The 13,347-nt window shown below is 70.9% G+C and carries 9 protein-coding genes; 2 read left to right on the forward strand and 7 right to left on the reverse strand.

Going from position 1 to position 13,347, the window contains the following annotated elements; genetic code table 11:
* Positions 1-104: 104 nt before the first annotated feature.
* The gene (locus ACFHWT_RS04260) at positions 105-758 is read left to right on the forward strand and encodes a class I SAM-dependent methyltransferase (protein ID WP_416593252.1); all 654 of its coding nucleotides are present in this window, start codon (positions 105-107) and stop codon (positions 756-758) included.
* 64 nt (positions 759-822) lie between these two features.
* Here ACFHWT_RS04260 and ACFHWT_RS04265 read toward each other — a convergent pair whose 3' ends face one another.
* A complete protein-coding gene (locus tag ACFHWT_RS04265; protein ID WP_416593253.1) occupies positions 823-1,497 on the reverse strand; it encodes a potassium channel family protein in 675 nt (224 codons plus the stop codon).
* Entirely contained in the window at positions 1,490-2,983 is a 1,494-nt protein-coding gene (locus ACFHWT_RS04270) for a TrkH family potassium uptake protein (protein ID WP_416593254.1), read from the reverse strand. The genes ACFHWT_RS04265 and ACFHWT_RS04270 overlap by 8 nt, the downstream gene beginning before the upstream one ends.
* Between ACFHWT_RS04270 and ACFHWT_RS04275 the strand changes: the two genes are divergently transcribed.
* Positions 2,982-3,800: an ion channel gene (locus tag ACFHWT_RS04275; RefSeq protein WP_416593255.1), complete on the forward strand. Its 819-nt coding sequence runs from the start codon at positions 2,982-2,984 to the stop codon at positions 3,798-3,800. The two genes, ACFHWT_RS04270 and ACFHWT_RS04275, sit on opposite strands and share 2 nt — an antisense overlap.
* Positions 3,801-3,863: 63 nt before the next feature.
* Here ACFHWT_RS04275 and ACFHWT_RS04280 read toward each other — a convergent pair whose 3' ends face one another.
* The 5 genes from ACFHWT_RS04280 to ACFHWT_RS04300 form a co-directional block, all read right to left on the reverse strand.
* Entirely contained in the window at positions 3,864-4,742 is an 879-nt protein-coding gene (locus tag ACFHWT_RS04280; protein ID WP_416593256.1) for an LLM class flavin-dependent oxidoreductase, read from the reverse strand.
* A gap of 81 nt (positions 4,743-4,823) precedes the next feature.
* Positions 4,824-6,893, reverse strand: a complete 2,070-nt coding sequence (locus ACFHWT_RS04285) for a glycogen debranching N-terminal domain-containing protein (RefSeq protein ID WP_416593257.1) — start codon at positions 6,891-6,893, stop codon at positions 4,824-4,826.
* Positions 6,890-7,321: an SCP2 sterol-binding domain-containing protein gene (locus ACFHWT_RS04290; RefSeq protein ID WP_416593258.1), complete on the reverse strand. Its 432-nt coding sequence runs from the start codon at positions 7,319-7,321 to the stop codon at positions 6,890-6,892. The genes ACFHWT_RS04285 and ACFHWT_RS04290 overlap by 4 nt, the downstream gene beginning before the upstream one ends.
* Before the next feature lie 109 nt (positions 7,322-7,430).
* The gene (locus ACFHWT_RS04295) at positions 7,431-8,093 is read right to left on the reverse strand and encodes a GNAT family N-acetyltransferase (RefSeq protein WP_416593259.1); all 663 of its coding nucleotides are present in this window, start codon (positions 8,091-8,093) and stop codon (positions 7,431-7,433) included.
* 137 nt (positions 8,094-8,230) lie between these two features.
* Complete coding sequence (locus ACFHWT_RS04300) at positions 8,231-13,297, reverse strand: NAD-glutamate dehydrogenase (RefSeq protein ID WP_416593260.1); 5,067 nt, start codon at positions 13,295-13,297, stop codon at positions 8,231-8,233.
* Positions 13,298-13,347: the final 50 nt, after the last annotated feature.

Below are 13,347 nucleotides of genomic sequence, written 5' to 3' on the forward strand. Positions count from 1 at the left end.
ACCCTTTTGACACGGTGTGCCGCAATAGGCATGCTGTGTCTCCGGCCCGAGGCATGCCCTGTCTCCCCGGCTCGCCGGAGCACCCGCGCAGAGGAGTCCCCCTCATGTCCGTACCCGTGTCGGAGAGTGCCACCACGCCGCAGCCCGCGCCGGTTCCGGCTGCCCGGCGCGGCGGCGACGCCGGGGCGTTCCTCCGCGAGTTCCTCCGGTCGCCCACCCGGATCGGTGCGGTCGCCCCCAGCTCACAGCGGTTGGCCGAGGCGATCACCGCGCCGATCCCGGAACGCGGCGACCCGGTTGTCGTCGAACTCGGGCCCGGCACCGGTGCCTTCACCGGGGTGATCCAGCGCCGGCTCGGCGGCCGGGGCCGGCACCTGGCGATCGAGCTCAGCCCGACCCTCGCCGGCCTGCTGGCCGACCGGCACCCGCAGGTCGAGGTGATCGTCGGCAACGCCGCCGACTGCCGGGCACTGGTGGCCGGGCAGGGTCTGGCCACCGCCGACGTGGTGGTCAGCGGGCTGCCGTGGGTCTCCTTCCCGCGTGATCTGCAGTTGTCCGCCCTCGGTGCGGTGTGCGACGTGCTGGGACCGGACGGGGCGTTCACCACGTTCGCGTACGTGCTGACCGCGCAGACCCCGCCGGCCCGTCGGTTCCGGCAACTGCTGCGGGACCGGTTCGAGGAGGTGGTGATGGGGCGTACGGTGCTCGGCAACCTGCCGCCGGCCTTCGTCTACCACGCCCGCCGGCCGCGCCGCTGACCGCACTTGCCGGACGCGGCTACTGACTGCTCGGCCCGGCCGCTGACCGCTCGCCCGCTGGGCGTCAGCCGGACTCGGCGAACCGCTCCACGTCGTCGATCCTGCCCAGCACCAGGACGATGTCGCCGTACATCAGCACGGTGTCCGGGGTGGCGTAGGTGAACCGGGCGTCCGGGCCGCGCGCCTCGCTCTTCACCGCCACCACCGTCACTCCGTACCGGGACCGGACCCGCGACTCGCGCAACGGCACGCTGACCGCGTCCTGCGGCGGAGTCGTCTTGACCATCGCGAAGTCCCGGTCGACCTCAACGTAGTCCAGCAGCCGCCCGGTCAGCAGGTGGGCGACCCGCTCGCCCATGTCGTGCTCCGGCAGGATCACGTGATGGGCGCCGACCCGTTCCAGGATCCGGCCGTGCTGCCGGCTGATCGCCTTCGCCCAGATGTCCGCCACGCCGAGCTCGGCGAGCAGCGAGGTGGCCAGGATGCTGGCCTGGATGTCGGTGCCGATGCCGACCACCGCCCGGTGGAACTCGTTCACCCCGAGCTGGCGCAGCGCCTCGACGTCGGTGGCGTCGGCGGTGGCCAGGTGCGGCAACTGCCCGCTGTAGCCCTGGGTGGTCCGGGCATCGCCGTCGATACCGAGCACCTCGGTGCCCCGGCTGTTCAGTTCGACGGCGAGCGCCCCGCCGAACCGACCGAGCCCGATCACCACCACCGGTTCGTTGCGTGAGTCAGCCAACAATGACCCTCTCCTCTGGAAGTTCGTAGCGCCGGCTCCGTTCCCGCAGCGCCAGTGCCGACGCCACGGTCAACGGCCCGATCCGGCCCATGAACATCAACACGATCAACAGGACGTCGGCCGCTGGTGGCAGGCCGGCGGTGATGCCGGTGGACAGCCCGACGGTGCCGAACGCCGAGACGACCTCGAACAGCACCTGATCGAGCGGGTACCGGGTCATGGCGAGCAGGGTGAAGGTGGCCACCGCCACCGCGCCGAGGGACAGCAGCAGCACCGCGAGCGCCTGCCGCTGGTTGCCCTCCGGCACCCGACGGGAGCCGACGTTGACCCGGGTCTCGCCGCGCATCTCGGCCCACAGTACGAAGGCCAGCAGGCCGACCGTGGTCACCTTGACCCCGCCGGCGGTGCCGGCGCTGCCGCCACCGATGAACATCAGGATGTCGCTGAGCAGCAGGCTCTCCGGCCGCATGGCGGCGATGTCGACGCTGTTGAACCCGGCGGTACGGGTCATCACCGAGGCGAAGAAGCCGGCCAGCACCTTGTGCGCGCCGTCGAGCGGGCCGAACGTCGCCGGGTTGCGCAGCTCGACCAGGGTGAACACGATGGTGCCGAGGATCAGCAGGCTGGCCGTCAGCACCACGGTGATCCGGGTGAGCACCGACCAGAGCCGGGGACGGCGCCAGCACCGGAGCAGTTCGAAGACCACCGGGAAGCCGAGTCCGCCGACGATCACCGCCAACGCGACGGTGGTGGTGATCCAGGGATCGGCGACAAAACGCATCAGGCTGTCGGCGTACAGGGCGAAGCCGGCGTTGTTGAACGCCGAGACCGCGTGGAACACCCCGTGGTACGCGGCCCGACCCCACGGGTAGTCGTAGCCGACCGAGAACCGTACGGTCAGCACCACCGCGACCACGAGTTCACTGGCCAGGCTGAACAGCACGATGTTGCGCACCACCCGGCGGACGTCGCGCAGGCTCAGCGTCTTGGTCTCCGCCTGGGCGAGAAACCGGGCCCGCAGGCCGAGGCGGCGGGACAGCAGTACGGTGAACAGCGTCGCCAGGGTCATGATGCCCAGTCCGCCGATCTGGATCAGGCCCATGATCACCAGTTGGCCGAACGCCGACCAGTGACCGGCCGTGTCGACCACCACCAGCCCGGTCACGCAGACCGCGGAGGTCGCGGTGAACAGGGCGTCGATCAGCGGCGGCGAGGTGCCGGACCGGCTCGCCGCCGGCAGCATCAGCAGCGCCGTACCGAGCGCGATGGCGGCGGCGAACCCGCCGGCGATCACCTGGGCCGGGTGCTGGAACCGGTCGGCGCCGCGCCGCCACATCGGTACCCGCCACCGGCGACGCTGGACGGCCGGTGCGGACGGCCGACCACCGCGCCGGATGCCGCGCCCACGCCCGGACCGGTGGTCGACCGAGGTCGCGGCGGGGCCGGTGGCGGGCCGGTTGCCGCCATCGGGCAGCCTGTCGGGCATGTCTCTCCAGAATCCGGGGCCCGGCCCCCACCGCGAGGACCGAACCGCCAGGTGGGAGCGCCAGACAGCGGCCGGGTTGACCGTACTCGCCGTAGCGTTCCTCGCCGTCTATGCCGCGCCCACTCTCTACCCGCAGATGCCCGAGCGGTGGCGTGCGGCATGTGTCGCTGCCAACATCGTGATCTGGGCGCTCTTCTGGGTCGACTACCTCGTCCGGCTGTGGCTGGCCGGCGACCGGTGGCGGTTCGTCCGCGCCAACCTGTTCGACCTGATCGTGCTGCTGCTGCCCATCCTCCGGCCGTTGCGGATGCTCCGGCTGGTCACCGCGGTGCTCCTGCTGACCCGGCGCACCGAGGTCTGGGCCCGTGGCCGGCTGGCGCTCTACGTCGGCTCCACCACAGTACTGCTGGTGATCGTCTCCGCGCTGGCGGTGCTGGACGCCGAACGCAGCCACCCAGACGGTGCAATCAACACCTATCCGGACGCGCTGTGGTGGTCAGTGGTCACCATCACTACGGTCGGTTACGGCGACTACTACCCGATCACCAGCACCGGCCGGTTCGTCGCGCTGGCACTGATGATCGGCGGTATCGGCCTGATCGGTTTCGTCACCGGTTCGCTGGCCAGCTGGATCGTGGAACGCATCTCCGCGGCGTCGAGTGAGGCCGACACCGCGAAGTCGCCGGCGACCCGCGCCGACGTCGTCGCGCTCACCGAGGAACTCGCCGCGCTGCGGGCCGAGGTGGCCGCGTTGCGGGCCGACCGCCAGCCCGGCGCCGGGCTGCCCGAACCACGGCCCGCCGACCGGTCCGGTTGACGCCTTGTCGGCGGGCGGCCCGCCGTCGATGGTCGACGCCTCGTCGGCGGTCGGCGGGCAGAGTCAGGCCCGCACCTGGGGCAGTACGTCGGTCGCCACCTCGGCCAGCACCCGCTCGTCGCCGGCGTACCAGCTGCTCCGGCGCGGCCAGTGGGTGATCACGTCAGTGAAGCCGAGCGCGGCCGCCCGACCCACCGCGTCGGCGAAGAAGTCGGCGCTGGTCAGTGAGAAGACCGGTGCCGAGTCCAGCGACAGGTACCGGCGCAGGTCGCCCCGGTCCCGCCCGGCCCGGTCCAACGCCGCGTCGCACCGCCGCGCCAACTGGGCCACCGAGGCCCACCAGGCAGCCAGATCGTCGAAGACGGTGCCGGTGGTCACCCACCCGGCCCCGTACCGTGCGGCCAGGTCCATCGACCGGGGCCCGTTGGCGGCCAGGACGAACGGCACCCGGGGCCGCTGGCGGCAGCCAGGCGTGCTACGGGCGTCCACCGCCTGGAAGTACCGGCCCTGCCAGGTCACCCGGTCGGTGCGCAGCAGCAGGTCGAGTAGCTCGACGAACTCGGCGTACCGGTCGACCCGGGCGCGTGGCGGCAGCGGCCCGACGCCGAGCACCGTGGCGTCGAATCCGAGCCCGCCCGAGCCGACCCCGAGCAGCAGCCGGCCGGCGGAGATGTCGTCCAACGCGGTGACCTCGCGGGCGAAGTGCACCGGGTGCCGGAAGTTCGGCGAGGCGACCAGGGTGCCGAGCGGGATCCGGGAGGTGACGGACGCGGCGGCGGCCAGCGTCGGTACCGCGTCGAACCACGGCCCGTCGACCAGGTCCCGCCACCCCAGATGGTCGTAGGTCCAGGCGTGGTCGAAGCCCCACTCCTCGGCCTGGCGCCAGCGGCGCGACGTCACCGACCACGGCTCGTCCGGCAAGATCACAATCCCTACCCGCACGGTCGACACCCTACGCCCGGATGCCCCGGCCGGCCCCGCTGGCCAGGCCGCCGGGTGTGCCGGTCAGGCCCGGCTGGCCCGTCAGGCCGGCTGGCGCTCCTTGCGGTGGATGTCCATCCGGCCGCGACCGAACGCGTCGATGTGGCCCCACCGGCCGGGAATGTCCAATAGTTCGATCCGGCCCATGCTGATCGGCAACGCCGGGTCGACCACCAGGTGCTCACCCTGCGGCTCCAGGCCGAGCAGGGTCCGCAGCAGCAGCAGGGTGGCCCCGGTCGACCAGGCCTGCGGGCTGCAGGAGGTCGGATACTCCACCGGATACTTGGTCAGCGCCCGGTCGTAGCCGCCGAACGCCTCCGGCAGCCGGCCGTTGAAGTACTGCGCGGCGTTGATGATCCCGTCAGCGATCCGGGCCGACTCCTCGACGAAGCCGTACTTGCGCAGGCCCCAGGCGATGAACGAGTTGTCGAACGGCCAGACCGTGCCGACGTGGTAGCCGATCGGATTGAACCGGCCCTCCCCCTCGGCAAGGGTCCGCACCCCCCAGCCGGAGAACATCCGCGGGCTGACCAGGTGCTTGGCGATCTTCTTGGCCTTGCCGACATCGACGATGCCGCTCCACAGCAGGTGGCCTATGTTCGACGACAACGCGTCGACCTGGCCACCCTCCGGGTCCAGCGCGAGCGCGAAGTACTCCCCGTCGGCGACCCAGAAGTCCCGGTTGAACCGATGTTTCAGGTCGGCCGCCTCCCGCTCCAACTGGTCGGCGTACCCCGGGTCGTGCCAGATCTCGCGGGCCAGCCGGGCGCCTCGCATCTTGGCGTCGTACGCGTACCCCTGCAGCTCACAGGTCGCCCGGGGGTAGCCGGGCAGCCGGCCGTCGCGGTAGCAGATCGCATCCCAGGAGTCCTTCCAGCACTGGTTCTCCAGCCCGGTCTCCTCGTTGCGCCGCTCGTACCACAGGTAGCCGTTGTTGAGCAGATCACCGTAGGTGTCGATCCAGCACAGCGCCTGCCGGGCCTCGGCCTCCAAGGCCCGGACCAGCTTGACATCGCCGCTCCACCGCTCGTACTCGTCGAGCAGCACGACGAACAGCGGGGTCGAGTCGGCTGCTCCGAAGTACGGAGTGTGCGGCTGCTCCTCGAAGGCCGACGACTCGCCGTACCGGATCTCGTGCAGGATCTTTCCCGGTTCCTCGTCCCGGAAGTCGTCGAGCTTGCTGCCCTGCAACCCGCCGAGCAGCCGCAGGGTAGACGCCGCCAGTTCCGGAGCGAACGGCAGTGCCTGCAGGCTGGTGAAGATGCTGTCCCGGCCGAACATGGTGGCGAACCACGGCACACCGGCGGCCGGCACCGACTGGCCGGCCAGCGACAACGGGGTGTAGCGCAGCGCGGCCAAATCCACCAGGCTCCGCCGGTACGTCGACGCGAGCGGCTCACACTCGCAGGACAGTCGAGGTGCCCGGGCGATCCACTCGTCCAGTTCCCGGCGCATCTCCGGCTTGGCCCGGTCAAAGTGCTGACCGAGCATCCCTTCGCGCAGGTCACGACCGTCCGGACCGATCGCCGTGGTCTTCACCTTGATGTGGGTGATCCACTTGCCGTGCGGCTCGATGACGATGGCGAAGCTCAGTCCGTGCTCGTCGATCGCTGCCGGCTCGCTGCTGGAGATGACCGTCTCCCGGTGGAAGCTTTCCCGCTGGTAGCCGAGCCGCAGGCAGTCCCGGTCGACGTGGGCGTAGTGCTTGCCGACCTTGTTCCGGACGTCCTTGATCTCGAACAGGTCGGCGAAGTCACTGCCCGCCTCCAGCCGGACGTTCAGCTCCACCGGCTCCTGGGCATGGTTGAGAATGGTTATTTCCTCGTCGAAGCTGCCGCCCACCCAGCGCTGCCGGATCACCGACATCTCGGCGTCGACGTAGTGGGTCGGCTCGCCGGGCACCAGGAAGAACCGTGCCTCGAAGTACTGCAGGTCATCGACCGACAGTGAGGACAGCCGCTCACCGTCAATGGTCAGCTGCCACTTCGACAGGAACCGGGTGTCGAACGAGAACAGCCCGGTGGGTGCCGCCGGAGAGGCGTCGATGTCGCCCTGACTGTCACTGACCACGAAGGTGTTACCGTCCAGGATACTGACCATTCCCTCGGTCATTGCTCAGTCCTCTCCCGCCGGGCGAACGCGCGTGGGTCGTGGGAACCGGGTGGGCCGGGCATCATCCGCTCGATCAGGATCAGCAGGCGAAGATCGCCGAGCACCATGATGTCGCCGCGTAACATCGCCGCCATCGGGTTGATCTCGCCCCGGGCCATCCCTTCGAAGACCTCCTGATCGGTACGCAGCACGCTCTCTGCGTCCCGCTGCTCGCGCACCAGGCTGGCCCGGCCGTCATCGAAGGTGACGAACCAGTAGTCCACCTGTTCGTCGTGTGCCAGGTCGAACCGCACCGTCCCGGAGATCTGCCGCAGCAGCGCCGCGTTCTCCTTATGGCCGAGGCGGTCGAAGAACTCCCGCGTCGCCGGCATCGGTTCACGCGCCGAGGCCGCCCGTGTGGTCTGCGCCCGCTGCGTCGTCTGCGGCATGATCCGCTCCCTCCACCCAGTGGCAGGGTCGCGGCCGATCGGGTGGCACGGCATCACCCGTACCGGGTGAAGCCGGCCCGGTTGTCGGGCCAGGAGCGCCGGTGCTCGATCAGTCGGCGGAGATGCCGTACGCGGTCCAGCCCCGGTCGCGGAACCCGGCGGCCGAGGCCACCTTCGCCGACGCGGCGTTGCCCACCGCGTGCAGGTAGGTGGGGACGGCGCCGCCGTCGAGCACCCGACGGGCGGCCTGGGCGACCAGCCGGCGGGCCAGACCACGATCACGCGCCGCCGGTACGGTGCCGACCGCAATCTCCTGGCCGTGCGCGTCGTGCCGCTTCAGCCCGACCCCGGCCAGGAACGTCCCGTCGGCGTCCCGGGCGACCAGTACCGGGTTGGTGAACTGCCGCAGCCAGGGCGGTAACGACTCGTCGGCGGAGTCGATCCAGTCCCCGGCGTCGGGCAGCGGTGCCGGCGCCAGACAGTACCGGAACACCGTGCGCTGCGCCCGCCAACCGGGACGGCCGACCGCGGTGGGCAACTTGGCCAGCAGGTCGGTGAGCGGCAGGTCGGCCAACGCGCGTACCGCCTCGACCTTGTCGGGTGGTACGGACAGCACCGCGCCGCCGGGTGCCCCCACGCCGACCACCGGATGCGGCCGGCCGTCCCAGCCCGGTCGGACTCGCCGCTCCGAGCCGACCACCTGCAACGCCCGACCGGCCGGCCACTGGCCCAGCCAGCTGACCAGATGGTGGTAGAGACGCTTGTCCAGCATCCTGCCTGCCTCCTGCCGTACGGGGCGGCCCGCGCGCCGCCCTGATGGAGAAGCCGTTCACCCGTCCGGAAATGCCGCTGTCCGGAAACGCCGCTGTCTACCCTGCCGAAAGTATGCAGCTTTTCCGGCCGATGTGGTCAGTTGGCCGAAGATGTGCGAACCAATGTCCGGATCTGGCGCAACAGCACCGATAATGCGGCGAGGTCGGCCGGCGACTGGGCGAAGTCCTCCATCGCCCGCCGTACCCGGGCCACCGCGCTGGCGTTGTCCTGCTCCCACTGTTCGGCCCGGTCCTGCACCGCCAGCTCGCCCGGGGTGGCGGTGAGCACTTCGACGGTGAGCGCCGCCAGCGCGGCGTACAGGTCGTAGCGCAGCGCGGTGCGGGCCAGCGTCTGCCACCGGTCCTCGCGCGGCAGCAGCGATATCTTGCTCAACAGCCAGTCCACCCGGAACCGTTCCGAGAGCATGAAGTACACCGAGGCGACCTCGGTCACGTCCCGGCCGGTGTCGGCGGCGGTCTCCACCACGTCGAGCAGCCCGAAGCTGTACATGATCCGGGTCGCCCGGTCGGCGAGATCCGGGGGCAGGCCGCGACCGGTCATGGTGTCGACGTGGGCGCGCAGCGACTCCCGCTCGTCACCCCGGAAGTAGTCGCCCAGCTGCGGCAGCAGCCGGGACACCCCGTCGCGCAGCCGGGCGGTCTCTCCCGGCACGTCCAGTGGGGACTTGCGGTTGGTGACCAGCCAGCGGACCGCCCGGTCCAGCAGCCGGCGGCTCTCCAGGTAGACCGAGACCTGCGCGGCGGTGCCGACAACGTTGTCCAGCGCGTCGATGTCTGCCCACAGCGTGTCGAGCCCGAACACGTCGCGGACCACCACGTAGGCCCGTAGCACGTCGGCGGCCGACGCCCCGGTCTCCTCCATCGTCCGGTAGACGAAGGACATACCACCCCGGTTGACCGCCTCGTTGACCAGGCTGGTCACCACGATCTCCCGGCGCAGCCGGTGATCGGTCATCCGGGCGGCGTACCGCTCGCGCAGCGGGGTCGGGAAGTAGTCGACCAGCACCCGATCGGTCCACGCCTCGTCGGGCAGCCCGTCGGCCAGCACCTGCCCCTCGACGGAGATCTTGGCGTAGGCGAGCAGCACCGCGAACTCGGGCAGGGTCAACCCGTCCGCGCCGGCGCGGATCCGCTCCGCCAGATCGTCGTCGGACGGCAGCGCCTCCAACTCCCGGTCCAGCTGCCCGGACTGTTCCAGGTCGGTAATCATCCGCCGGTGCACCGGCAGCAGCGGACGTGCCTGGGCGCAGGCGTTGGCCAGGGCCCGAGCCTGGTCGTAGTTGTCCCGCAGCACCAGCGCGGCGACCTCGTCGGTCATCTCCACGAGCAACGCGTCACGCTGCGGTACGGTCAGTTCGCCATCGGCCACCGCGCCGCCCAGCAGGATCTTGATGTTGACCTCGTGGTCGGAGCAGTCCACGCCCGCCGAGTTGTCGATGAAGTCGGTGTAGATCCGCCCGCCGGCGGTCGCGTACTCGATCCGGCCACGCTGGGTGAGCCCCAGGTTGCCGCCCTCGCCGACCACCTTCGCCCGCACCGACCGGCCGTCGACCCGGATCGGGTCGTTGGCCTTGTCGCCGACGTCGGCATGCGACTCGCCGGAGGCCTTGACGTAGGTGCCGATGCCGCCGTTGAACAGCAGGTCCACCGGGGCGCGCAGGATCGCCCGGATCAGCTCCGGCGGGGAGAGCAGGTCGACCCCGTCGTCGAGGCCGAGCGCCGCGCGGACCTGCCGGCTGACCGGCACCGACTTGGCGGTACGCGGGTACACGCCACCGCCAGCCGAGATCAGCCCGGTGTCGTAGTCGGCCCACGACGACCGGGGCAGGTCGAACAGCCGCCGCCGCTCGGCGTACGAGGTGGCCGCGGCCGGATCCGGGTCGAGGAAGATGTGCCGGTGGTCGAAGGCTGCGACCAGCCGGACGTGTTCGGACAGCAGCATCCCGTTGCCGAACACGTCGCCGGACATGTCACCGATGCCGACCACCGTGAAGTCCTGCCGTTGAACGTCCACCCCCAGGTCACGGAAGTGCCGCTTGACCGACTCCCAGGCCCCCCGCGCGGTGATCCCCATCTTCTTGTGGTCGTAGCCGGCCGACCCGCCGGAGGCGAACGCGTCGCCCATCCAGAAACCCCGGGAGATCGAGATCGCGTTGGCCACGTCGGAGAAGGTCGCGGTGCCCTTGTCGGCGGCGACCACCAGGTACGGGTCGTCGCCGTCGTGGCGCACCACCCGCTGCGGCGGCACGATCTGCCCGGCGACGATGTTGTCGGTGACGTCCAGCAGACCGGAGATGAACTGCTGGTAGCAGGCCACCCCCTCAGCCTGGGCCGCTTCCCGGTCCGGTGGCTCGGCCGCCGCCCGACCGCGCGCGGTACCGCCGGGCTGCTTGACCACGAAGCCGCCCTTGGCGCCGACCGGCACGATCACCGCGTTCTTCACCATCTGCGCCTTGACCAGGCCGAGCACCTCGGTACGGAAGTCCTCCCGTCGGTCCGACCAGCGCAGCCCGCCCCGGGCGACCTCACCGAAGCGCAGGTGCACCCCCTCGAACCGGGGCGAGTAGACGAATATCTCGTACGCCGGCCGGGGCGCCGGCAGGTCCGGCACGGCCTGCGGGTCGAGCTTGATCGCCACGTACGGGACCGGGCGGCCGTCGACACCCCGCTGGTAGAAGTTGGTCCGCAGGGTGGCCAGGATCAGCGTCAGGTAGCTGCGCAGGATCCGGTCCTGGTCGAGGCTGTCCACTTCGTCGAACTGGCGGCCGATCACGGCGACCAGTTCCTGGCCGCGCCGGCGGCGGCGCTCGTCGTCGACGTCGGGCCCCGGCGCGAACCGGGTCTCGAAGAGCTGGATCAGCAGCGCGGCGATCGCCGGGTAGGCGACGAAGGTGGACTCCATGTACTCCTGGGAGAAGACCGCGCCGGCCTGGCGCAGATACTTCGCGTACGCCCGCAGCACCACCACCTGCCGCCAGGTCAGCCCGGCGCGCAGCACCAGCTCGTTGAGGCCGTCGATCTCCGCCTCACCGCGCCAGGCCGCCGAGAACGCGTTCTCCACGTGCGGCCGGACCTCGGCCATCGCCCGGGCGCCGACCGGCAGCCGCAGCCCGAAGTCGTACAGGTAGATCCGCTGGTCGACCCGGTCGATCTCGTACGGCCGTTCGTCGATCACCTGCACGCCGAGGGAGTGCAGCACCGGCAGCACGTCGGACAGCACCATCGGTTCGCCGTACCGGTAGACCTTGAACCGCACGTCCCGCTCGTCGACCCCGGCGCCGCCGGGTGGCCGGAACAGGTGCATCTCCAGCTGGCCGGGCTCCTCCAGCAGTTCCAGCTTGGCCAGGTCCTGGACCGCCTCGTACGCGGTGTGCTCCTCCTTGTACCCCTCCGGGTAGGCGTCGGCATACCGCCGGTGCAGCGACTTGGCCGACTCGTCGCCCAGCTTGCGTTCCAGCACCAGCCGGAAGTCGTCCTCCCACAGCCGGGTGGCTTCGGCGAGCAGTTCGGCGAGCCGGTCCGGGTCCAGCTCGGCGGGCGGCGACGCCGGGTCGGTACGCACGATGAAGTGCACCCGGGCCAGCATCGACTCGGTGACCCGGGTGGTGTAGTCGACGCCGACCCCGTTGAGCTCGCGCAGCAGGATCTGCTGCATCCGCAGCCGGTTGTGCGTGGTGAACCGGTCCCGGGGCAGGTAGATCAGGCAGGACAGAAACCGCCCGTACCCGTCGGAGCGCAGGAACAGCCGCAGCTGCCGGCGGCCGGCCATCCGCAGCACCCCGAGTACGGCGTGGTAGAGGTCGTCGGTGCGGATCTGGAACAGCTCGTCGCGCGGATAGGTCTCCAGGATCTGCAGCAGGTCCTTGCCGGAGTGGCTGCGTGGGCTGAGCCCGGAGCGCTCCAGCACCTCGGCGACCTTGCGCCGGACCACCGGCAGCTCCTGCACGCTGGTCCGGTACGCGGCGGTGGAGAACAGCCCGAGGAACCGGCGCTCGCCGACCACCGCGCCGGCCGGGTCGAAGACCTTGACGCCGACGTAGTCGAGGTAGGCGGCCCGGTGCACGGTGGCCCGCGAGTTGGCCTTGGTGATGATCAGCAGCCGCTGTTCCAACGCCTTCGCCGCCGCCTGCGGGGTCATCGAGGTGAGCGGGCGCGGCCGGGTCTGGTCCTGGCGCAGGATGCCCAGCCCGGAACCGAGCACCGCGACCAGCGCCTTGTCCCCGTCTCCGCTGTCGACCAGCCGGTACTCCCGGTAGCCGAGGAAGGTGAAGTGGTCGTCGGCCAGCCAGCGCAGCAGCTCGACCGAGTCGGTGAGGTCCTTCTCCGGCACCGGCGGCGCGTCGGGTGATCCGGGCTCCGCCCGGTCGAGTTCGTCGGCCAGGGCCAGCGCCCGCTGCCGCATCCGGGGCCAGTCCTCCACCGCTTCCCGGACGTCGGTGAGGACCCGCTGCAGGTCGCGGCGCAGCCGGTCCAGGTCACCGGCGATCCGGATTGGGTCGATCTCGATCCGGATCCAGCTCTCCACCAGGTCGCCGTCGATCGCGTCGTCCGGCTCGACGTCGGCCGCCACCTCGGTGAGCTGGCCGAGTGGTTCGCGGCGGACCACCACCAGCGGGTGCACCAGCAGATGGACGTCGAAGTGCCGTTCGGCCAGCAGCGCGGTCACCGAGTCGACCAGGAACGGCATGTCGTCGGTGACGATCTCGACGATCGTGTACGGCCGGCCGTCGCCGGGCGGGGTCAGCCGCAGCTTCAACTCGCCGGGCAGCCGGTGCCCGGCCAGCTCCCGGTGCGCTCGGGCGGCGTCGAGCATCTCCTGCGGACGGCAGCCGACCAGCTCCTCGTCGGCGGCGAACCGCCAGAACCGGTCCACCAGGGATGCGGCGTCGTGGTCGGTGTCGGCCAGCGACACCGCCTGGGCGATCAGCCGCTCGGCGCTGGGCATCGGTTCGTCGTACCCGTTGTCGTCGGTGTCGTCGACCACGGCGGCCAGCGCCGACTCCGGCGGCGCGAACGTCTGGAGGTCGAACACCTCGTCCGGATCCGGCTCGGACTGGCGGTGCGGCCCGGCGCTCTGCCGGCGACGCTGCCCGTCACCGCCCGAGGCCTGGCGTTTCGACTTCGTGACCGGACGGCGGTTCATTGGCGCAGACTCCCCTCGGCCCCACCACGCTGTGGGGTCAACCTCGGCCA

It is taken from the genome of Micromonospora sp. LOL_021 (genome assembly GCF_048060215.1).
GTDB lineage: Bacteria > Actinomycetota > Actinomycetes > Mycobacteriales > Micromonosporaceae > Micromonospora_E.

Coding starts and splice junctions, on each gene's coding strand:
- ACFHWT_RS04290 (WP_416593258.1), bottom strand. CDS start 7,321: ATGCCGCAGACGACGCAGCGGGCGCAGACCACACGGGCGGCCTCGGCG.
- ACFHWT_RS04295 (WP_416593259.1), bottom strand. CDS start 8,093: ATGCTGGACAAGCGTCTCTACCACCATCTGGTCAGCTGGCTGGGCCAG.
- ACFHWT_RS04275 (WP_416593255.1), top strand. CDS start 2,982: ATGTCTCTCCAGAATCCGGGGCCCGGCCCCCACCGCGAGGACCGAACC.
- ACFHWT_RS04300 (WP_416593260.1), bottom strand. CDS start 13,297: ATGAACCGCCGTCCGGTCACGAAGTCGAAACGCCAGGCCTCGGGCGGT.
- ACFHWT_RS04285 (WP_416593257.1), bottom strand. CDS start 6,893: ATGACCGAGGGAATGGTCAGTATCCTGGACGGTAACACCTTCGTGGTC.
- ACFHWT_RS04260 (WP_416593252.1), top strand. CDS start 105: ATGTCCGTACCCGTGTCGGAGAGTGCCACCACGCCGCAGCCCGCGCCG.
- ACFHWT_RS04270 (WP_416593254.1), bottom strand. CDS start 2,983: ATGCCCGACAGGCTGCCCGATGGCGGCAACCGGCCCGCCACCGGCCCC.